Annotated in this window: 18 protein-coding genes; 14 read left to right on the top strand and 4 right to left on the bottom strand. The window is 73.5% G+C overall.

The features are described 5' to 3' along the window. Positions 1–9 precede the first annotated feature (9 nt). From ABZ215_RS27895 to ABZ215_RS27865, 7 genes are all read left to right on the top strand, one after another. A complete protein-coding gene (locus ABZ215_RS27895; RefSeq protein WP_354952802.1) occupies positions 10–468 on the top strand; it encodes a MaoC family dehydratase in 459 nt (152 codons plus the stop codon). A gap of 66 nt (positions 469–534) precedes the next feature. Then, on the top strand, positions 535–1,140 hold the full coding sequence (locus tag ABZ215_RS27890; RefSeq protein ID WP_354952800.1) for a M15 family metallopeptidase: 606 nt from the start codon (positions 535–537) through the stop codon (positions 1,138–1,140). 48 nt (positions 1,141–1,188) lie between these two features. Continuing rightward, on the top strand, positions 1,189–1,863 hold the full coding sequence (locus ABZ215_RS27885; protein ID WP_020421332.1) for a response regulator transcription factor: 675 nt from the start codon (positions 1,189–1,191) through the stop codon (positions 1,861–1,863). Continuing rightward, the gene (locus tag ABZ215_RS27880) at positions 1,856–2,920 is read left to right on the top strand and encodes a HAMP domain-containing sensor histidine kinase (protein ID WP_354952798.1); all 1,065 of its coding nucleotides are present in this window, start codon (positions 1,856–1,858) and stop codon (positions 2,918–2,920) included. The genes ABZ215_RS27885 and ABZ215_RS27880 overlap by 8 nt, the downstream gene beginning before the upstream one ends. A gap of 36 nt (positions 2,921–2,956) precedes the next feature. Continuing rightward, a complete protein-coding gene (locus ABZ215_RS27875; RefSeq protein WP_237337152.1) occupies positions 2,957–3,430 on the top strand; it encodes a GNAT family N-acetyltransferase in 474 nt (157 codons plus the stop codon). A 79-nt stretch (positions 3,431–3,509) separates the two neighbouring features. Then, a complete protein-coding gene (locus ABZ215_RS27870) occupies positions 3,510–4,025 on the top strand; it encodes a lytic polysaccharide monooxygenase auxiliary activity family 9 protein (RefSeq protein WP_354952796.1) in 516 nt (171 codons plus the stop codon). 60 nt (positions 4,026–4,085) lie between these two features. Continuing rightward, positions 4,086–4,496, top strand: a complete 411-nt coding sequence (locus tag ABZ215_RS27865) for a RidA family protein (protein ID WP_354710888.1) — start codon at positions 4,086–4,088, stop codon at positions 4,494–4,496. Between the two features lie 3 nt (positions 4,497–4,499). Here the strand turns inward: ABZ215_RS27865 and ABZ215_RS27860 are convergent, their stop codons facing one another. Continuing rightward, entirely contained in the window at positions 4,500–5,234 is a 735-nt protein-coding gene (locus ABZ215_RS27860; RefSeq protein ID WP_237337149.1) for an IclR family transcriptional regulator, read from the bottom strand. A gap of 83 nt (positions 5,235–5,317) precedes the next feature. Between ABZ215_RS27860 and ABZ215_RS27855 the strand changes: the two genes are divergently transcribed. The 6 genes from ABZ215_RS27855 (at position 5,318) to ABZ215_RS27830 (ending at position 15,406) form a co-directional block, all read left to right on the top strand. Next, positions 5,318–6,391, top strand: a complete 1,074-nt coding sequence (locus tag ABZ215_RS27855) for a cupin domain-containing protein (RefSeq protein WP_354952794.1) — start codon at positions 5,318–5,320, stop codon at positions 6,389–6,391. Then, positions 6,388–7,215, top strand: a complete 828-nt coding sequence (locus tag ABZ215_RS27850) for a fumarylacetoacetate hydrolase family protein (RefSeq protein WP_354952792.1) — start codon at positions 6,388–6,390, stop codon at positions 7,213–7,215. The genes ABZ215_RS27855 and ABZ215_RS27850 overlap by 4 nt, the downstream gene beginning before the upstream one ends. After that, positions 7,208–7,789 carry a maleylpyruvate isomerase family mycothiol-dependent enzyme gene (locus ABZ215_RS27845; protein WP_354952790.1) on the top strand — a complete coding sequence of 194 codons (582 nt, stop codon included), beginning with the start codon at positions 7,208–7,210 and terminating at the stop codon, positions 7,787–7,789. The genes ABZ215_RS27850 and ABZ215_RS27845 overlap by 8 nt, the downstream gene beginning before the upstream one ends. A 9-nt stretch (positions 7,790–7,798) precedes the next feature. Continuing rightward, positions 7,799–8,971: an FAD-dependent monooxygenase gene (locus ABZ215_RS27840; RefSeq protein ID WP_354952788.1), complete on the top strand. Its 1,173-nt coding sequence runs from the start codon at positions 7,799–7,801 to the stop codon at positions 8,969–8,971. A 97-nt stretch (positions 8,972–9,068) separates the two neighbouring features. After that, on the top strand, positions 9,069–9,677 hold the full coding sequence (locus ABZ215_RS27835) for a dihydrofolate reductase (RefSeq protein ID WP_354952786.1): 609 nt from the start codon (positions 9,069–9,071) through the stop codon (positions 9,675–9,677). Between the two features lie 245 nt (positions 9,678–9,922). Then, entirely contained in the window at positions 9,923–15,406 is a 5,484-nt protein-coding gene (locus tag ABZ215_RS27830; RefSeq protein WP_354952784.1) for a carboxyl transferase domain-containing protein, read from the top strand. 232 nt (positions 15,407–15,638) lie between these two features. On the opposite strand, the gene ABZ215_RS27825 is transcribed toward ABZ215_RS27830, so the two are convergent. Continuing rightward, positions 15,639–17,192: an alpha/beta fold hydrolase gene (locus ABZ215_RS27825; RefSeq protein WP_354952814.1), complete on the bottom strand. Its 1,554-nt coding sequence runs from the start codon at positions 17,190–17,192 to the stop codon at positions 15,639–15,641. 359 nt (positions 17,193–17,551) lie between these two features. Between ABZ215_RS27825 and ABZ215_RS27820 the strand changes: the two genes are divergently transcribed. Then, positions 17,552–17,971 (top strand): hypothetical protein, encoded by a 420-nt coding sequence (locus ABZ215_RS27820; protein ID WP_354952782.1) that lies wholly within the window; start codon positions 17,552–17,554, stop codon positions 17,969–17,971. Positions 17,972–18,023: 52 nt separating this feature from the next. On the opposite strand, the gene ABZ215_RS27815 is transcribed toward ABZ215_RS27820, so the two are convergent. Together ABZ215_RS27815 and ABZ215_RS27810 are read right to left on the bottom strand one after the other, a co-directional pair. Beyond that, positions 18,024–18,671: a response regulator transcription factor gene (locus ABZ215_RS27815; RefSeq protein WP_354952781.1), complete on the bottom strand. Its 648-nt coding sequence runs from the start codon at positions 18,669–18,671 to the stop codon at positions 18,024–18,026. Beyond that, positions 18,668–19,849, bottom strand: coding sequence for a histidine kinase (locus ABZ215_RS27810; protein ID WP_354952779.1), 1,182 nt, complete (start codon positions 19,847–19,849; stop codon positions 18,668–18,670). Before ABZ215_RS27810 ends, ABZ215_RS27815 begins: the two co-directional genes overlap by 4 nt. Between the last annotated feature and the right edge of the window lie 284 nt (positions 19,850–20,133).

The following is a 20,133-nucleotide window of genomic DNA, read 5'->3' as shown; positions in this document are numbered from 1 at the left end:
GTGACTTCGATGCCGGTGGTGGCGAACGGGATCCCGGAGATCCTGGCGCTCGCGGGGCGCGACCTGGGCCGCTCGTCGTGGCGGGAGGTGACGCAGGAGCTGATCGACGCCTACGCCGAGGTGTCCGGGGACCACCAGTGGATCCACACCGACCCCGCCCGCGCGGCGGACGGCCCGTTCGGCCGCACGATCGCGCACGGTTACATGACGCTGAGCTGGGGCATCCCGATGGTCGCCGAGCTGCTCCAGGTCACCGGCGTCGGCATGGCGCTGAACTACGGGGTCAACAAGGTCCGCTTCCCGGCGCCCGTCCCGGTCGGCAGCCGGGTGCGGCTGCACGCAGTGATCGCCGTGGTCGAGGAGGTCGGCCGCGGCGGGGTGCAGGTGACGCGGAACTTCACCTTCGAAATCGAGGGCTCGGCGAAACCGGCCTGCGTGGCGGAATCCCTGACCCGCTACTACCCGTAAGACATATCGCGGGCGTATCGGAAAGCGCAGACGCCGTGGCAACAGCCTCCCGCCTTCAGTGGAGGTATGAACCACACCCTGCCACTGCCCGCGCCCGCCCGGCGCGTCCGCCGGATCGTGCTCGTCGGCCTCGCGATCGCCGGGGTGGTGATCGCCGCGCCCGGGGTGCGGCGGCTGTTCGTGGCCGCCGCGCCGCCGGTTCCGTGGACCACCCTCGGCGAGGCCGACGGTGTCGTCCCGGACGGCGCGCCGGTCTCGGTGTGGGACGAAACCCCGGCGGTGGGCAAGCTCGACGCCGACCTCCTCGACGCGCTGCGGCGTGCGGCGAAGGCCGCCGAAGCGGACGGCGTCCAGCTCCGCGTCAACAGCGGCTGGCGCTCGCCCGAGTACCAGGAGGAGCTGCTGCGGCGCGCGGTCGCCCGGCACGGCTCCCTGCAGGAGGCCGCGCGCTGGGTCGCGACCCCGGAAACGTCGCCGCACGTGGCGGGCGAAGCCGTCGACATCGGCCCGGCCCGCGCCGCGGCGTGGCTGTCCGCGCACGGCGCCGCGTACGGGCTGTGCCAGATCTACCGCAACGAGCCCTGGCACTACGAACTCCGCCCGGACGCGGTGCGCCACGGCTGCCCGCCGATGTACCCGGACCCGTCGGAGGACCCGCGGATGCGGCCGTGATCCGCTCCGGATATGCGGGCGATATGCCGCGCTGCCTACGCTGCCGATATGCGCGTGCTGATCGTGGAGGACGAGCCCTACCTGGCCGAAGCAGTCCGGGACGGCCTGCGGCTGGAAGCGATCGCCGCCGACATCGCCGGTGACGGGGACACCGCGCTGGAGCTGCTCAGCGTCAACTCCTACGACCTCGCGGTCCTCGACCGCGACATCCCCGGCCCCTCCGGCGACGAGATCGCGCGGCACATCATCGCCTCCGGCAGCGGCACCCCGATCCTCATGCTCACCGCCGCCGACCGGATCGACGACAAGGTCTCCGGGTTCGAGCTCGGCGCCGACGACTACCTCACCAAACCGTTCGAGCTGCGGGAACTGGTCCTGCGCCTGCGGGCGCTCGACCGCAGGCGCGCGCACGCCCGGCCGCCGGTCCGCGAGATCGCGGGTCTGCGGGTGGACCCGTTCCGCCGGGAGGTCTACCGCGACGGCCGCTACGTCGCGCTCACCCGCAAGCAGTTCGCCGTGCTGGAGGTCCTCGTCGCGGCCGAAGGCGGGGTGGTGAGCGCCGAGGAGCTGCTGGAGCGGGCTTGGGACGAGAACGCCAACCCGTTCACCAACGCCGTCCGCATCACCGTGTCCGCGCTGCGCAAACGGCTCGGCGAGCCGTGGCTCATCGCCACCGTGCCCGGCGTCGGCTACCGGATCGACACCGGCGGAGACCGTGGATAGGCGTCGCGGGCTGAGCCTGCGGCTGAAACTCACCCTCAGCTACGCCGGGTTCCTCCTGCTCGCCGGCGCGCTCCTGATGGTCTTGCTCTGGGTGCTGCTCGTGCGTTCGTTCCCCGACCGGGCGCCCGGGCCGCCCCGGCGCCCTCCCGGCCTGCTCGCCGTCGGCGGGCCCGCCGCGGCCACCGCGGTGGCCTTCCTACTGTTCTTCGGCCTGCTCGGCGGATGGGTGCTCGCCGGGCGGATGCTGGCGCCGCTGAACAGGATCACCGACGCGGCGCGGCGGGCGTCCGACGGCTCGCTGTCCCACCGCATCCGCATGGACGGCCCGGACGACGAGTTCCACGAGCTCGCCGACGTGCTCGACACGATGCTGGAACGGCTCGAATCCCAGGTCACGGAGCAGCAGCGGTTCGCCGCGAACGCCTCGCACGAGCTGCGCACGCCGCTGGCGATCTCGCAGACGCTGCTCGACGTCGCCCGCAAGGATCCGACGTGGGACCGGGACGAGCTCATCGAACGCCTGCACGTCGTCAACACGCGGGCCATCGACCTGACCGAGGCGCTCCTGCTGCTCAGCCGCAGCGACCGGCGCAGCTTCACCCGCGAGCCCGTCGACCTGTCCCTCGTCGCCGAAGAAGCCGCCGAAACGCTGTTGCCCCTCGCCGAACGACGCGGGATCAAGCTCGGCGTCGCCGGCGAGGCGGCGCGGGTCACCGGTTCGGCCGAGCTCGTCCTGCGGATGGTGACGAACCTCGTCCAGAACGCGATCGTGCACAACCTCCCCGCCGGCGGCACCGTGACCGTCCACACGGGACCGGACGAGGACGCGAGCGTGGTGCGGGTGGAGAACACCGGGCCGCCGTTGCCGCCGGACTTGGTGCCGACGCTGACCGAACCCTTCCACCGCGGCACGAAACGCACTCGCACCGGGGAGCACGCGGGGGTCGGCCTCGGGCTCGCCATCGTGGCGAGCATCGTCCGCGCCCACGACGGGACGCTCGAACTCGCTGCCCGGCCGGAAGGCGGGCTCGTCGCCACCGTCCGGCTGCCCCGCTGACCGGTCCGACGGGGAAGGGCTGCGAGGATCGGGGGTGTGATCGAAGTACGCGCTGCCCGCCCGGAGGAGTTCGAGGCCGTGGCCGCGTTGCGGTGGCGGTGGGTGGCCGAGCGGGACGGTCCGCCGCCGGGGGTGGACCGCGGCCGGTTCGTCCGGGAGTTCGCCGTGTGGGCGCGGGAGCACGCGACCACCCACCGGTGCCTCGTCCTGGTGCGGGAGGGTGCGGTGATCGGGATGGGGTTCCTCGCGATCACCCCGCGCGTGCCGGCGCCTCAGTCGTTCTCGCGCACCTCCGGTGACGTGCAGTGCGTGTACGTGGTGCCCGAAGCGCGGGACGCCGGCCTCGGCGGACGGCTCATCGACGGGCTGCTGGAGCTGGCCGTGGAGCTTGGGGTGGAACGGGTGACCGTGCATTCGTCGTCGCGCGCGGTGAGGGCCTACGAGCGGCACGGTTTCGCCGTTTCGCCGCTGTTGCTCCAGAAGGTGGTGCTTTTCCGACCGCGCCGTTGACCGCGAACAAACTTCACGTTATGGTCCATATCACGTGGTCTAGACCAAAAGTCATCCGGGTTCACCGCAAGGAGCCGACATGACCATCAGACGACGCATCGCGACCATCGCCGCCGGGGCGGCCCTCGCTCCCATCGCCCTCGTGGCCCTCCCGGGCACCGCCAGCGCCCACGGCTACGTCAACTCCCCGCCGAGCAGGCAGGCCCAGTGCGCGCAGGGGATCGTGCCCTGCGGCGACATCAAGTACGAACCGCAGAGCGTGGAAGGCCCGAAGGGGCTGCGCAGCTGCAGCGGCGGCAACACCCGCTTCGCCGAGCTCGACGACGACAGCAAGGGCTGGCGCGCCACCCCGGTCGGCAGCACGGTGACCTTCACCTGGAGGCTGACCGCCCAGCACCGCACCAGCACGTGGGAGTACTACATCGGCGGCACCCGCGTCGGGTTCGTCGACGACGGCGGCGCGCAGCCCCCGGCGACCGTCTCGCACCCGGTCGACCTCAGCGGCTTCAGCGGGCGGCAGAAACTGCTGGCGGTGTGGAACATCGCCGACACCGCCAACGCCTTCTACGCCTGCGTGGACCTGCAGATCGGCTGACGGCGCGTCTGTCCACCCCGGACGGTTGCCGCGCACCCGTCCGGGGTGGATCATGGCGGGGTGAACCGCTGGAACCCCGACACCGTCGCGCCGCCCGCCGGGCGCTACAGCCACCTCGCGTCCGTGCCCGAGGGGCACGAGATCGTCTACCTCGCCGGGCAGCTCGGCGTGCGGCCGGACGGCACGCTCGCCGGGCCGGACGCGCGGGCCCAGGGCGAGCAGATCTTCGCCAACATCGAGGCGCTGCTCTCCGCCGCCGGTGGCGGGCCGGAACACCTGGTGAAGCTGCTGACGCTCGTCGGCGGGGTGGAGCACCTCGACGGCTACCGCGCGGCGCAGGCCGAAGCGTTCAAGCTCTGGTTCCCCGGCGACGACTTCCCGGCGCAGTCGCTGGCCGTGGTCGCGGCACTGGCCGCGCCGCAGTACGTCGTCGAGGTCGAGGCGATCGCCGCGATCCCGCGGAAAGGCTGACCCTCAGCCCAGGTCGTTCGCGATCGCCGTCGCCGCCGCCGACAGCGCGCCGACCCAGGTGGGCAGCAGGTCGTGGTCGAATCGGGCCGACGGCAGGGCCACCGACAACGCGGCCGCGGGCTCGGCCCCGGCGGGCCACGGGATCGCCACGCCGACCGCGGTCAGGCCGGTCTCCGTCAGCTGGTCGTTGACCGCGAAGCCGCGCCGCCGCACCAGGCCCAGCTCACGCCGCAGGCGGACCAGGTCCACGTCCGTCCCGGCGTACCGGCGCGTCAGCTCGGCCGGCGGCAGCGCGGCCAGCAGCGCCTTGCCGCCGGACACCTGGTGCGCGGGCAGCGCCCGGCCCGCCCGGTCGCCCACCCGCAGGATCTGGTCGCACTCCACCGACGCCACGAACCGCGTCTCTGTGCCTGCCAGGACCTGCAGGTTCACCGTCTCCCGCACCCGCGCCACCAGCGCACGCAGGTGGGGCATCGCCGCCTGGCGCAGCAACGCCACCGGCGCGCCGGCCGGATCCGCGGGCCGCAGCACCGGCCCGGCCTGGTAGCGGCGGTCCGGGCCCTGCTCGGCGAAGTCCCGGTACACCAGCATCTGCAGCAGCCGGTGCGCCGTCGAGCGGGACACCCCCAGCCGCGCGGCCGCCTCGGACACCCCCATCGGCCCCTCCTGCTGCAGCACCGTGGCCAGGTGGAGCGCGTGGTCGACCGAGTCGATCGCGTACGACGGCTTGTTCTTCACAGCAGAATTCTAGATCCCTGCTGACAGAACATCGCCTAGCGTCCTCCTCGACCCGCCGTCCCCGAGGAAGGAGTGGCCAGGCGATGACCGCCAACCAGCCCGATCCGTCCCCCGAGCTCGACGAGCTGTACCGGGGGTTCGCGGAGGAACTGCTCGTTCCACTGTGGACCGAGATCGGCGACCTGATGCCGATGAGCCCGTCCCCGGCGATGCGCCCGCACGCCTGGCGCTGGAAGACCCTGCTGCCGCTGGCGGAAAAGGCCGGCGAGCTGGTGCCGGTCGGCCGCGGCGGCGAGCGGCGCGCCATCGCGCTGGCCAACCCGGGCCTCGGCGGCGCGCCGTACGCGACGCCGACCCTGTGGGCCGCGATCCAGTACCTCGGCCCCGGTGAGAACGCGCCCGAGCACCGGCACACCCAGAACGCGTTCCGGTTCGTCGTCGAGGGCGAAGGCGTGTGGACCGTCGTGAACGGCGACCCGGTGGCGATGCGCCGCGGCGACTTCCTGCTCACCCCCGGCTGGCACTTCCACGGCCACCACAACACCGCCAGTGAGCCGATGGCCTGGATCGACGGCCTGGACATCCCGTTCGTGCACTACACCGGCTCGGCGTTCTTCGAGTTCGGCCCCGACCAGGTGTCCAGCACCGAAACCCCGGAGCGCTCCCGCGCCGAGCGGCTGTGGGCCCACCCCGGCCTGCGCCCGGTGTCGCAGACCGCGCCTGCGGTGAACTCGCCGATCGCCGCCTACCGCTGGGAGCACACCGACGCCGCGCTGACCGACCAGCTCGCGCTGGAGGACGAGGGCCACCCGGGCGTGGTCGAGCCCGGTCACGCCGCGGTCCGCTTCACCAACCCGACCACCGGCGGCGACGTCATGCCGACCATCCGCGCCGAGTTCCACCGGCTGCGCGCCGGCGCCGAGACCGCGCCGCGGCAGGAGGTCGGATCGGCCGTGTGGCAGGTCTTCGACGGCTCCGGCACGGTCCGCGTCGGCGATCAGGAGTGGACCGTCGACCACGGCGACCTGTTCGTCGTGCCGTCCTGGGCCGAGGTGACCCTCGCCGCCGACACGCGGCTGGACCTGTTCCGCTTCAGCGACACCCCGATCTTCGAACGGCTGCACGCCGACCGCGTGCGGGTGGGAGGGCAGCGGTGAAGCTCGCGACCCTGCGCACCGCCGAGGGCACCCGCGCCATCCGCGTCGAGGGTGAGCGCTACGCCGAGCTCGGCGCGCCCGACGTCGGCGCGTTCCTGGCCCAGGAGGACTGGCGCGCCCAGGCCGAGACGGTCACCCCGGAGCGGCCGCTGGCCGGTGCGGACCTCGCCCCGGTCGTGCCGCGCCCGGGCAAGATCCTGTGCGTCGGCCTGAACTACCGCAACCACATCCTGGAGATGGGCCGCGAACTGCCGCGGTACCCGACGCTGTTCGCCAAGTACCCGGAGGCGCTCGTCGGCCCGGCCGACCCGATCGCGCTGCCGCCCGAATCGGACGCGGTGGACTGGGAGGCCGAGCTGGCCCTCGTCGTCGGCGCCACCGTGCGTCGCGCGAGCGAGACCGAGGCGGCCGCGGCGATCGCCGGGTTCAGCGTGCTGAACGACGTCACCACCCGCGACTGGCAGTACCGGTCGCCGATGTGGTTGCAGGGCAAGACCTTCGAGGGCACCACGCCGTTCGGCCCGTACCTGGTGACCCCGGACGAGCTGCCCGGCGGCACCAGGCCCGAGCTGGACCTGAGCTGCGCGGTCGACGGCGAGCAGGTGCAGAAGGCCAACACCGGCGACCTGGTGTTCGACCCGGTCGAGCTGGTCCGCTACGCCTCCACGATCCTCACGTTGTGGCCCGGCGACGTCATCGCCACCGGCACCCCCGGCGGGGTCGGCCACGCGCGGAAACCACCGCGGTACCTGTCCCACGCCGCCCGGCTGGTCACCGAGATCAGCGGACTGGGCAGGCTGGAGAACGTGGCCCGCGATGAGTGACTGGATGGACGACGGCACGCGGCTCGTCCTCCGGGCGATCGACGAGCTGCCCGACGACGCGTTCGACGCGCCGACGCTGCTGCCCGGATGGACCCGCCGCCACCTCGTGGCGCACCTGCACTACAACGCCGAAGCGCTCCGACGGCTGCTGAGCTGGGCTCGCACCGGCGTCGAGTCGCGCATGTACGAAAGCGCCGAGCACCGCGCCGCCGAGATCGAGGCGGGGGCGAAGCTGCCCGTGCCCGAACTGCGGCGGCTGGTGCACGGCTCGGCCGACGCGCTGGCCGCCGACGTGGCGGCCCTGCCCGCGGACGGCTGGGCCAACGAGGTGGTCACCGCGCAGGGCCGGACCGTGCCCGCCACCGAGATCGTCTGGATGCGCACCCGCGAGGTCGCCGTGCACGCCGTCGACCTCGACTGCGGCGTCGGGTTCGAGGACCTGCCCGCGGACCTGGTCGAGGCGCTGATCGCCGACGCGCTGCGGCGGCGGACCGCGCAGGGCCACGGCCCCGCCCTCGCGCGCTGGCTCACCGGACGCGCCGAGCAGGCCCCCGAACTCGGCCCCTGGCTGTAGGAGGAAGACATGACCGACACCGATGTCGTGGTGGTCGGCGGCGGGATCGGCGGGCTCGCCAACGCCCTCGCCCTCGCCGCGGCCGGGCAACGGGTCCGGGTGCTGGAGCGGGCCCCGGCGTTCGCCGAGGTGGGCGCCGGGCTGCAGCTGGCCCCCAACGCGACCCGGATCCTGCGTGAGTGGGGTCTGCTGGACGAAGTGGTCGCGCGCGGCGTGCTGCCGCGGCGGCTGGTGCTCAAGGACGCGCTCGACGGCGCCGAGCTGACGTCGATGGACCTCGGGCCGGGGTTCGTCGAACGCTACGGCGCGCCGTACGTGGTGATCCACCGCAGCGACCTGCTGACCATCCTGCACGACGCTTGTGCCGATGCCGGAGTCGAGTTGCTGGCCGATCACAAGGTCGACGACGTCGAGGTGCGGCCCGACGGCGTCCGGCTGCGGGTGGGGGAGCGGGAGTTCGCGGCTGGCGCCGCGCTGGCGGCCGACGGGCTGTGGTCGTCGCTGCGGTCGCGGCTGTCCGGCGACCAGCCGGTGTGCTCCGGGTACGTCGCCTACCGCGGCACCCGCCCGGTGTCCGAGGTGACCGGGCTGGATGCTGATGTGCTGACCGACGTGGTCGTCCACTTCGGACCGAAGTGCCACCTCGTGCAATACCCGTTGCGGGGTGGGGAGTTGCTCAACACGGTCGCGGTGTTCGCCTCGCCCGCCTACGAGCGCGGCGAGACCGAGTGGGGCGGCCCGGAGGAGCTGGACGCGGCGTTCGAGCACACTTGTGACGCGGTGCGGCGCGGTCTGGCGTGGCTGTGGCGGGACCGGCGGTGGCCGATGTACGACCGGCTGCCGGTGCCGCGCTGGGTCGACGGACGGCTGGCGCTGACCGGCGACGCGGCGCACCCGATGCTGCAATACCTCGCGCAGGGGGCGTGCCAGGCGCTGGAAGACGCGCACAGCCTCGCCGGCGAGGTCGCCAAGCAGCAGGCCGCCGCCGCGCTGGACTGGCCGGCCGCGCTCACGGCGTACGAGCAGGCCCGCACGGCGCGGACCGCGCGCGTGCAGTCCAGCGCGCGGGTCTGGGGCGAGCTCTGGCACTGCGACGGCCTGGCCCGGCTGCTGCGCAACCAGTACCTGACCGAACGCCCCCTGGACGACTACCGCTGGACCGACTGGCTCTACCAGCCGTGAGGCGCTGACGGGGCACCTCCGCCGTGCAGGTGCCCCGCCGGGGCGGTTGCGTCCGCACGGCCCCTGGGGGACGCTGGTCGCCCTGGGAGGAGCGACGATGGGGACGACCTACCTGCACGCGGTGGCCTCGCTGGACGGCTACATCGCCGACGAGAACGACGACGTGGGACCGCTCCACGACTGGTACTTCAACGGCGACCACCCGCTCGTCGACGAGGACCACCCCGACATCCACGGTTCGCCGTTCCGGGTCTCGGCGGCCTCCGCCGAGTACGTGCGCGGCATGTGGTCGCGGCAGAAGGTCCTGGTCGTCGGGCGGCACCAGTTCGACCTGACCAACGGCTGGGAGGGTCATCCGCCCGCGAGCGAGCACGTCGTGGTCGTGTCGCACCGGCCGCGGCCCGCGGGCTGGCACCCGGAGGCGCCGTACCACTTCGCCGGCTCGGTGGAGGAGGGGATGGCGCGAGCGCAGGAGCTGGCCGGCGACGGCGAAATCGGGGTGGGCGCGGGCGACGTCGGCGCGCAGGCGCTGGCGCTCGGGCTCATCGACCACGTGGCGATCGACGTCGTGCCGGTCGTCTTCGGCCGGGGGAAGCCGTACTTCGGATCGCTCGCCGGCGGCGACCTGATGCTGGGCGATCCCGAGGTGGTCGTCCAGGGCGACGGCGTGCTGCACCTGCGCCTCCCGGTGCGCCGCCGCGGCTAGCCGGCCGTTGGCCGTCTTCTACAAGGGCGAGTGACCAGGCTCTCACGATCCGCGCGGTCCCGCGTGCGCGCGAGCCGTGGGCATAGTCCCGGGTCAGAGCGGTCCTTTGGAGGGTTCCGACAAAAAACCGCCGTCGGCACGGTGCGGGTGCGACGATCACACTACCGGTGGGTACGCGCGATGCTGGACCAGCGGCCAGGGGAGGCCGCGCAGTCCAACCACCACAACTTGTGAGGCTCGATTCGGTGTTCAGTCGTGTCGCGATCGTCAACCGGGGAGAAGCCGCGATGCGGCTCATCCACGCCGTCGGTGAGCTCAACGCGGAGGGCGGGCCGCGCATCGAAACGGTGGCCCTCTACACCGACGCGGACCGCAACACCACGTTCGTGCGGGAAGCCGACATCGCCTACAACCTGGGTCCCGCGGCCAACCGCCCCTACCTCGACCTCGCCGTCCTGGAACGCGCGCTGATCGAGACGAAGGCCGACGCGGCCTGGGTCGGCTGGGGCTTCGTCGCCGAGGACCCGGCCTTCGCCGAACTCTGCGAGAAGCTCGGGGTCACCTTCATCGGCCCGAACCCGGAGGCGATGCGCAAACTGGGGGACAAGATCGGCGCCAAGCTGATCGCCGAAGAGGTGGGCGTGCCGGTCGCGCCGTGGAGCCGCGGCCCGGTCGAGGACCTCGACGCCGCCCTGCGCTCCGCCGAGCGGATCGGCTACCCGCTGATGCTCAAGGCCACCGCGGGCGGTGGCGGCCGGGGCATCCGGGTCATCCACAACGCCGACGAGCTGCGCGACGCCTACGAGCGCACCAGCCAGGAGGCCGCGCGCGCCTTCGGCAGCGGCGTGGTGTTCCTGGAGCGCCTGGTCACCGGCGCCCGGCACGTCGAGGTCCAGGTCATCGCCGACGGCCAGGGCACCGCGTGGGCGCTGGGCGTGCGCGACTGCTCGGTGCAGCGCCGCAACCAGAAGATCATCGAGGAGTCCTCCTCGCCGCTGCTCGCGCCCGACCAGGTGGCCGAGCTGAAGGCCTCCGCCGAGCGGCTGGCCGTCGCGGTCGGCTACCGCGGCGCCGCCACCGTGGAGTTCCTCTACCACCCGGGCGAGAAGCTGTTCGCCTTCCTCGAGGTCAACACCCGCCTGCAGGTCGAGCACCCGATCACCGAGGCCACCACCGGCATGGACCTGGTCAAGGCCCAGCTGCACGTCGCCTCCGGCGGCAAGCTGGAGGGCGCCCCGCCCGCCGAGCTGGGCCACGCCATCGAGGCCCGGCTCAACGCCGAGGACCCCGACCGCGACTTCGCGCCCGCCCCGGGCCGCATCGCGCTGCTCGACCTCCCAGCCGGCCCCGGCATCCGCGTCGACACCGGCGTCAGCGAGGGCGACACGATCCCCGCCGACTTCGACTCGATGATCGCCAAGATCATCGCCTACGGCCGCGACCGCGACGAGGCGCTGTCCCGCCTGCGCCGCGCGATGCGCGAGACCACGGTGCTCATCGAGGGCGGCACCACCAACAAGAGCTTCGTCCTCGACCTGCTCGACCAGCCCGAGGTGATCGACGCCAGCGCCGACACCGGCTGGATCGACCGGGTCCGCGCCCAGGGCCGCCTGGTCTCGCACGCCCACTCCGGCATCGCGCTGGCCGCCGCCGCGATCGAGGCCTACCAGGACGAGAAGCAGGTGGAGCTGCAACGCCTGCTGTCCACCGCGCACGGCGGCCGCCCGCAGGTGCAGCACGAGGTGGGCCGCCCGATCGACCTCAAGCTGCGCGGCGCGACCTACCGGCTGACCGTCGCCGAGACCGGCCCCGGCCGCTACCGGATCGGGTTCGTCACCGGCGACGACGTGCAGACCGTCGACGCCGAGCTGGAGCGCTACGACTCCCACACCGGCCAGATTCACGTCAACGGCCGCCGCTTCCGGCTGGTGACCGGCACGCACGGGCCGATCCACCTGGTCGAGGTCGACGGTGTCACGCACCGGATCAGCCGCGACGAGGGCGGCGTGGTCCGCTCGCCCGCCCCGGCCCTGGTCGTCGCCACGCCGCTCGCCGTCGGCGACGAGGTCGAGGCAGGCGCCCCGGTGCTGGTGCTGGAGTCCATGAAGATGGAGACCGTCCTGCGCGCGCCGTTCAAGGCGCTGCTCAAGGAGTCGATGGTCTCCGTCGGCAGCCAGGTCGAAACCGGCGCCGCCCTGCTGCGCCTGGAACCGCTGGCCGAGGACGCCGACGCCGCCCCGGAGACCGCCGGGGTGGACCTGGACCTGCCGTCCGAGCCGGACGGTCTGACCGCGGCGCACCGTGTCGAGCGGGGCCTGGCCGACCTGCGCAGCATGCTGCTCGGGTTCGACGTCGATCCGCGCGACGGCGGCCGCACCCTGGCCCGGTACCTGGCCGCGCGCGCCGAGCTGCCGCAGCGGCCGCTGGAGGCCGAGACCGCGCTGCTGGAGGTCTTCGCCGACCTGTCCGAGCTGTCCCGCAACAAGCCCGACGGTGAGGAGACCAAGGCCGAGACGCGGGTGCACAGCCCGCGTGAGCACTTCCACACCTATCTGCAGAGCTTGGACGCCGAGCGCGCCGGGCTGTCGGAGACCTTCCAGGGCCGCCTGACCCGCGTGCTGGGCCACTACGGCGTCGAGGGGCTGGACCGCACGCCGGAGCTGGAGGAGGCGGTCTTCCGCATCTTCCTCGCTCAGCAGCGCGCCGCCTCCGACGTCGCCGTGATCACCGCGCTGCTGCAGCAGTGGCTCACCGAGGTCCCGCCGCACAACGGGCTCCGGCAGACCGTCGGCCAGGCGCTGGAGCACCTGATCCGCGCCACCCAGCTGCGGTTCCCGGTGGTCGGCGACCTCGCCCGCAGCCTGGTGTTCCGCTGGTTCGCCCAGCCGCTGCTGCGCCGCACCCGCGCCGAGGTCTACACGAAGGTGCGCCGCCACCTGGCCTACCTCGACGCGAACCCGGAGGCGCCCGACCGCGAGCAGCGCATCGCCGAGATGGTCGCCAGCCCCGAACCGCTGGTGCGGCTGCTCGGCCAGCGCATCGGACGGCCCGGCCTGGATTCCGGCCCGCTGCTGGAGGTGCTCAGCCGCCGCTACTACCGCGAGCACGGCCTGGAGGGCGTGGAGACCGGCACCGCGGGCGGCCACGCGTTCGTCACCGCCGGGTACGACCTGGACGGCCAGCGGCAGCGGCTCATCGCGACCGTCGCCGACTTCGACGGCCTGGCCGACGCGGTCCGCACGGTCGCCGACGTCGCGGCGAAGGCCGAGCCCGGCGCGCTGGTCGCCGACATCTACCTGACCTGGACCGGCCAGCCCGCCGACGCGGACCTGATGGCCGCCGAGCTGCGCGAGGTGCTGTCCCGCGTCGCGCTGCCGGGCAACCTGCGCCGCGTCACCACCACCGTCGCCGGGCGCAGCGGATCGGCGATGCACCACCACTTCACGTTCCGGCCGTCGTCGGCGGGCCTGGCCGAGGAGCGGCTGATCCGCGGCCTGCACCCGCTGATCGGGCAGCGGCTGCAGCTGCGGCGCCTGCAGAACTTCGACCTCACCCGGCTGCCGTCGGCCGACGAGGACGTCTACCTGCTGCGCTGCGTCGCGCCGAAGAACCCGTCCGACGAGCGCCTGGTGGCGATGGCGCAGGTCCGCGACCTGACCCCGCTGCGCGACGACGAGGGCCGCATCCTCGCCCTGCCCGCGGTCGAGGGCGCGCTCGGCGCGTGCCTGGACGCGATCCGCAAGGTGCAGGCCCAGCGCCCGGCCAAGAAGCGGCTCGACACCAACCGGATCTTCCTCTACGTGTGGCCGCCCAGCGACCTCACCGCCGAGGACCTGAACACGGTCGCGCAGCGCGTGGTGCCGACCACCGCGGGCGCCGGCGTCGAGGAGGTGCTGTTCCTCGGCCGCCAGCGCGACAAGGAGACCGGCGAGCTGCGGCCGATCGCGGTGCGAGTGACCTACGACGTCGCCACCGGTGTCCGGCTGACCATCACCGACCCGCCGACCGAGCTGATCCAGCCGCTGGACGACTACGGCCAGAAGGTGCTGCGCGCCCGGCGCCGCGGCACGGTCTACCCGTACGAGCTGACCGGCATGCTCGCCGGGGAGGGCGGCTCGTTCACCGAGTACGACCTCGACGACTCCGGGGCGCTGGTGCCGGTCGAGCGCGAGCGTGGCCTGAACAAGGCCGGGATCGTCGCGGGGGTGGCGACCACGCCGACCGAGCGGTACCCGGAGGGCGTGACCCGCGTGGTGCTGCTCGGCGACCCGACGAAGGCGCTGGGCGCGCTGTCCGAACCGGAGTGCGCCCGCGTGATCGCCGCGCTGGACCTCGCGGAGCGGCTGCGGGTCCCGGTCGAGTGGTACGCGCTGTCCGCCGGCGCGCGGATCGCGATGGACTCCGGCACCGAGAACATGGACTGGATCGCCGCGGCCCTGCGCCGCATCGTCCAGTTCACCCAGGACGGCGGCGAGATCAACATCGTGGTCGCCGGCATCAACGTGGGCGCGCAGCCGTACTGGAACGCCGAAGCCACGATGCTCATGCACACCAAGGGCATCCTGGTGATGACGCCGGACTCGGCGATGGTGCTGACCGGCAAGCAGTCGCTGGACTTCTCCGGCGGCGTATCGGCCGAGGACAACTTCGGCATCGGCGGCTACGACCGCGTGATGGGGCCGAACGGGCAGGCGCAGTACTGGGCGCCGAACCTCGGCGCCGCGCACGGCGTGCTGATGACCCACTACGACCACACGTACGTGCTGCCGGGCGAGAACGGCCCGCGCCGGGCGACCACGACCGACCCGGTCGACCGGGACGTGTGCGACTACCCGCACGCGATCGTCGGGTCCGACTTCACCACCGTGGGCCAGATCTTCTCGCGGGAGACCAACCCGGACCGCAAGAAGCCGTTCGACATCCGCACCGTGATGCGCGCGCTGGCCGACCAGGACCACGCGATCCTGGAACGCTGGGCCGGCATGGCGGACGCGGAGACCGCGGTCGTGCAGGACGTGCACCTCGGGGGGATCCCGGTGTGCCTGCTGGGCATCGAGTCGCGGTCGGTGCCGCGGCGCGGGTTCCCGCCCACCGACGGCCCGGACACCTACACCGCGGGCACGTTGTTCCCGCGCTCGTCGAAGAAGGCGGCGCGCGCGATCAACGCGGCGAGCGGGAACCGGCCGCTGGTGGTGCTGGCGAACCTGTCCGGTTTCGACGGTTCCCCGGAGTCGATGCGCAAGCTCCAGCTGGAGTACGGCGCGGAGATCGGGCGCGCGATCGTGAACTTCCGCGGGCCCATCGTGTTCTGCGTGATTTCGCGCTACCACGGCGGGGCGTTCGTGGTGTTCTCGAAGACGCTGAACCCGAACATGACGGTGCTCGCCGTGGACGGCTCGTACGCGTCCGTGCTGGGCGGCGCCCCCGCGGCGGCCGTGGTGTTCGCCCAGGAGGTCAACGCCCGCACGGCGAACGACCCGCGGGTGTCGGAGCTGGAGGCGCGGATCGCGTCGGCGGACAGCGCTTCGCGGGCCGCGCTGGTGACGCAGCTGGCCGACGTCCGGGCGTCCGTGCGGGCCGAGAAGCTGGGCGAGGTGGCCGCCGAGTTCGACGGGGTGCACTCGATCCAGCGGGCGCAGCGGGTCGGCTCGGTGGACGCGATCATCCGCCCGGAGGAGCTGCGGCCGCAGATCATCGCGGCGGTGGAGCGGGGTCTGGCGCGCGCTTGATGCCGGGGGCGCCCGGCGTTGGCTGGGCGCCCCTTCGGTTTTTCGACGCTGGCCGGGCGCGTCTTCGGGCTCGGCGTTGGCTGGGTGCCCCTTCGGCTTCGGCGAGGTTGCTGCCGGCGGTGCCGCCCTCAGGTTCCCTACGCAGCACGAGCCGCGCACCGCGCGGGCGGCCGCCGTCTCCAGGGATTCCTCTCGCAGGTGCTGCCCCAGCGCACGAGCCGCCGGGGTGGCGTCAGATTCCCGCGTGGCGGTTGCGGGCCACGGCGCGCAGCACGCGCCGTGCGGCGCGCTCCGGGGAGCCGTCCCCGGCCACGATCACGTTCAGGCCGGGGAAGTCCCGTCGCAGGCGGGCGGCCTCCGCGGGGTCGTGCAGCACGAGCTGCCCACCCTCGCCGCGGGCGGCCATCCGCGCCGCGAAGTCCCGCGCCGTGCCCCGGCTGTCCACCACCACGTCCGGCACGTCCGGCCCGTCGCCGCGCACCTCGGCTCCGGCCCCCGCGAACGCCGCGGCCGCCGCCCGAGCGAACCGGCTCTCCCCGGTGACCACCACCAGGTAGCCGTCGAACCTGGCTGTCCGCCTTTCCGGTGCCCTCGCAGCGGAACCGACCAGCTCCGCGCGCCGCAGTGCCCGGCTTTCCGGTGCCCCCGCGACGGAATCCACCGGCTCGGCCCCGCCTGACCGTGCACGCCGCAACCCCCGGCTCTCCGGTGCGCCCGCGGCGGAATCCGCTACCTCGGTCCCGGCCGCTCGCGCCCACCTTTCCGGCGCTCTGTCGGCGGAATCCACCGGCTCGGCCCCGCCTGACCGCGCGCGACGCCGCGCCCTGCTCTCCGATGCCCCGTCGGCGGAATCCGCCGCCTCAATCCCGCCAGCCCGCGCCCCATCGGCGGAATCCACCACCTCGGCCCCGCCCGCACGCGCGCGCCGCAGCCCCCGGCTCTCCGGCGCTCCCTCGGCGAAATCCACCAGCTCGGCCGCGCACCGCGCGATCACGTCCGGCCTCTCGCGCGGGATCCAGTGCCCGCCGGGCAACCGCCGCACCCACAGCCGCGGCGCCCACCGCGCCACGTCCGTCTGCAGCGCGGGCGTCACGTACGGATCACCCAGCGGCGCGAGCACCTGCACCGGCACCTCCGCGGGCCGCGGCCGCGGGCGCGACAGCCGCATGCCGACGTTCGCCCGGTACAGCTCCAGCCCGTGCACCGCGTCCGCCACCGCCGGGCGGCCAGCCGCGCTGCCCGAAAGCCGCCGCAGCACCCGGCGGCCCACCCCGGACCGCCAACTCAGTTCAGGAACCAGCGGGATCTGGAAGAACAAGATGTAGGTCGAGTGCACGAGTTGCCGCAGCGCGGGCCCCCACCCCGACGGCCGCCGCAACCGCGTGCGGAACCAGTGCCCGGCGTGGTCGAGCGACGGCCCGGAGATCGACGTGAACGACGCGATCCGCCCGCGCAGCCGGTCCCCGGTCACCGCGTGCCAGCTCTGGATCGACCCCCAGTCGTGGGCGACGAGGTGCGCCGGGCGGTCCGGGCTGACGTCGTCGAGCACTGCGGCCAAGTCCTCGGTCAGCCGATCGAGCGCGTACCCGTCGCGCCGCGGCGGCCGGTCCGACTCGCCCGCGCCGCGGACGTCGTAGGCGACCACGTGGAACCGCTTCGCGAGCCGGGCCGCCACACCGTCCCAAACGGACCGGTCGTCGGGGTAGCCGTGCACGCACACCACCGTCGGCGCGGCCGGATCACCGGCTTCCGCGACCGCGATCCGCGTGCCGTCCCGGGACACCACTCGCCGGACCACGCCGCCTCCTCGCTGAAGCTATTACCCGAAGTAACAGTTACTGCGACGAGCATCGGCGGCCGGGCGAGCCTTGTCAAGCGCCGCGGTCTGGTCCAGTCCACACGCGTGAGTGACGCACCAAGGGTGGATGCCCTGCGCGGCAACGAAATTCGCGACGTCCGCCGTGACGGATCGGTTTCGTGGGGCCGACCAGCGGGAGTTCGCCTGTCACGTCGCCACGCCGTGATCGCAACGTGTCCTGCGTCACATCTGCGTGCCGGATTTGCCCCAGCCGTCCCGGGCACCCGGTCCGCGGAGCCGCACAGGTTCCGGCCCGGAATCCGTTGATACGAAGGGAATTCAGAACAATGAACGTTCGTCGCTTCGCGATCGCCAGCCTGCTGGCCATCCCGCTGTCGTTCGGTGCCGCGGGCATCGCGTCGGCTGACAGCTACGGTGACTCCGCCGCGTCCGCCGGCCCGGACGGCGCCGCGATCTCCAGCACCGGCTCGGTCGCGGGCCACCACTACGGCTACGACGACGACGGCTACGGTCACGGTCACGGCTGGGGCTACGCGGGCTACTACGACGCCAACCTCTCGGCTGGCCCGGAGGGGGCGGGTGGCGACTACACCGTCTCCGGCACCAACGGCCACACCGCCTTCTACGGTGACGGCTGCCTGTGGGCGGGCCCGGAGGGCGCGCACTCGAGTGAAACCTGGTCGGTCGCGGGTCACCACCACCACCACGACTGGGATGACGACGAGGACGAGGGCGACGACGACTGACGTCACCCGCACCGCCTCTCTCCCTGACGGTGACCCCCGGTCCGGCCGGGGGTCACCGTTTCCCGGTGTCCGGGGTCAGGTCGTGGCGCACCGCGAGGATCGCCAGGTGCACGCGGCTGGGGCTGCCGGTCTTGTCCATCAGGTTCGCCACGTGCGTCTTGACCGTGGTGACGCCGACGTGCATCCGCGCCGCGATGTCCGCATTGGACAGTCCCATCCCGACCAGCCCCAGCACCTCCCGCTCGCGCGGGGTCAGCGGCAGATCCGGCCGCTGCGCTCTGGACCGCACCGCCTGCCCGACCAGCCGCCGCAGCACGTCGTCGCTGAACGGGCTGCCGCCCGCGGCCGCCCGGCGGATCCCGTCGAGCAGCTCGGCGGGCGTGGCGTCCTTCGCCAGGAACCCGCACGCGCCCGCGGCCAGCGCCGGGTACAGGTGCTCGTCGTCGTCGAAGGTCGTCAGCACCACGATCCGCGTGGCGGGCCGTTCGCCCAGGATCGTCTTCGTTGCGGTGATCCCGTCCGTGCCGGGCATCCGCAGGTCCATCAGCACCACGTCCGGCTTGACCCGGCCGGCCAGCCGGATGGCCTCACCGCCGTGCGGCGCCTCGCCGACGACCTCGATGTCCGGTGTGGACTCGCACAGCATGCGCAGGCCGGCGCGGACGAGCTGCTGGTCGTCGACGAGCAGGGTGCGGATCACGGGACCTCCGAATCGACCGGGGCGGACGTCTCCGCCGGGATCAGCGCACGCACCCGCCAGCCGTCGCCGTGCGGGCCCGCGTCGAGGGTGCCGCCGACCAGGTCGACGCGTTCCCGCAGGCCCACCAGCCCGTAGCCCGGTTCGCCGCCGCCGTCCCGCGCGCCGCCCGTGTCGGTGACCTCGACCAGCACCTGCCCGCCGCCGGCGTGCACCCGCACGCTCGCCCGCGCGCCGGGGCCCGCGTGCTTGGCGACGTTGGTCAGGCTCTCCTGCACCAGCCGCAGCACCGCCAGGCCGCGCAGCGAGTCGAGCGCCGCGATGGCCGGGTCGACGTGGCAGTCGATCGCCAGCCCGGCCTGCCTGCTGCGCCCGATCACCGACTCCACCGCGGCGGGCAGCGACGCCGTCTCGATGAGCACGCCGTGATCGCGCACGCTCGCCGGGGCGCGCAGCGCGGACACCAGCTCCCGCAGGTCCGCCAGCGTCCGGGTGGCCGAGGCGTGCACGTCGTCGAGCACCTCGCCCACCCGCGGATCCAGGTCCGGCACCACGGCCCGCGCCACGCCGACCCGCAGCGCCATCGACGCGACGTGGTGGGCGACCAGGTCGTGCAGCTCGCGGGCGATCTCGGTGCGCTCGGTGAGGCGGGCGCCGCGCGCGGCCAGTTCCCGGCGCGCCTCGGCCTCCGCGGCCCGCGCGCTCGCCTGCGCCACCGCGCGCACCCCGGCCCGCAGGTAGGCGCCGAGCAGGAGCGGGCCGCCGACGACCGTGAGGACCCGGTAGCCGACGGCGAGCACGCCGGTCAGCACGTGGTCGTAGGTGCCGAGCACGAAGTACACCGCGGTGAGCACCCCGGCGCCGGCCAGGGCTTCGCGCATCGGGCGGCGGATGGCCAGCTCGAACACCGCGACGCTGGCCAGCACCTTCACCGCCACCGGTGTGGCGTCGGCCCACTGGTGCGCGGCCAGGATGAGCAGGGACTCCACGCCCGCGACCGCCAGCGGCCACACGCCGCCCGCGAGGAACACCCCGGCCGCGGCGAACACGACCACCCAGTCCGCCGGCGTGGGCTCCGGCCGCTGCACCAGCAGCAGGTAGCCGGGGCCGATCACGAGCGGCAGCAGACGCGCGGGCCCGAACCGGTCGCCGACCGCCCGCCCAACCCACGCCAGAAGCACAGAACCGACACTAACGGGCGGGCGCACGGGGCGGCTCCTCCCTGGGAAGGAGGTTCCGCCGGTTTCGGATGGCTGGTGCGCGGGGTGGTGGCGGTCGGGTGGTCGGGCCGGGTGGTTCCTCTGGGGGAGGGGATCCGCCTGGGCTGGGTGGCTGGTGGGCCGGAGTGCGGTGGGGCCGAGGTTGGTGTGCGGCGGTGGTTGCGCGGCGGTTGGGCCGGGTGGTTCCGCTGGGGAGGAGGGTTCGGCTGGGCTGCGTAGCTGTTGGGCCGAGGTTGGTGTGCGGC

The sequence above is a fragment of the Amycolatopsis sp. NPDC006131 genome (assembly GCF_040614175.1).
GTDB lineage: Bacteria > Actinomycetota > Actinomycetes > Mycobacteriales > Pseudonocardiaceae > Amycolatopsis_E > Amycolatopsis_E tucumanensis.
The sequence above is the reverse complement of the archived record's forward strand: the minus strand, read 5'-3'. Positions and strand labels throughout refer to the sequence as shown.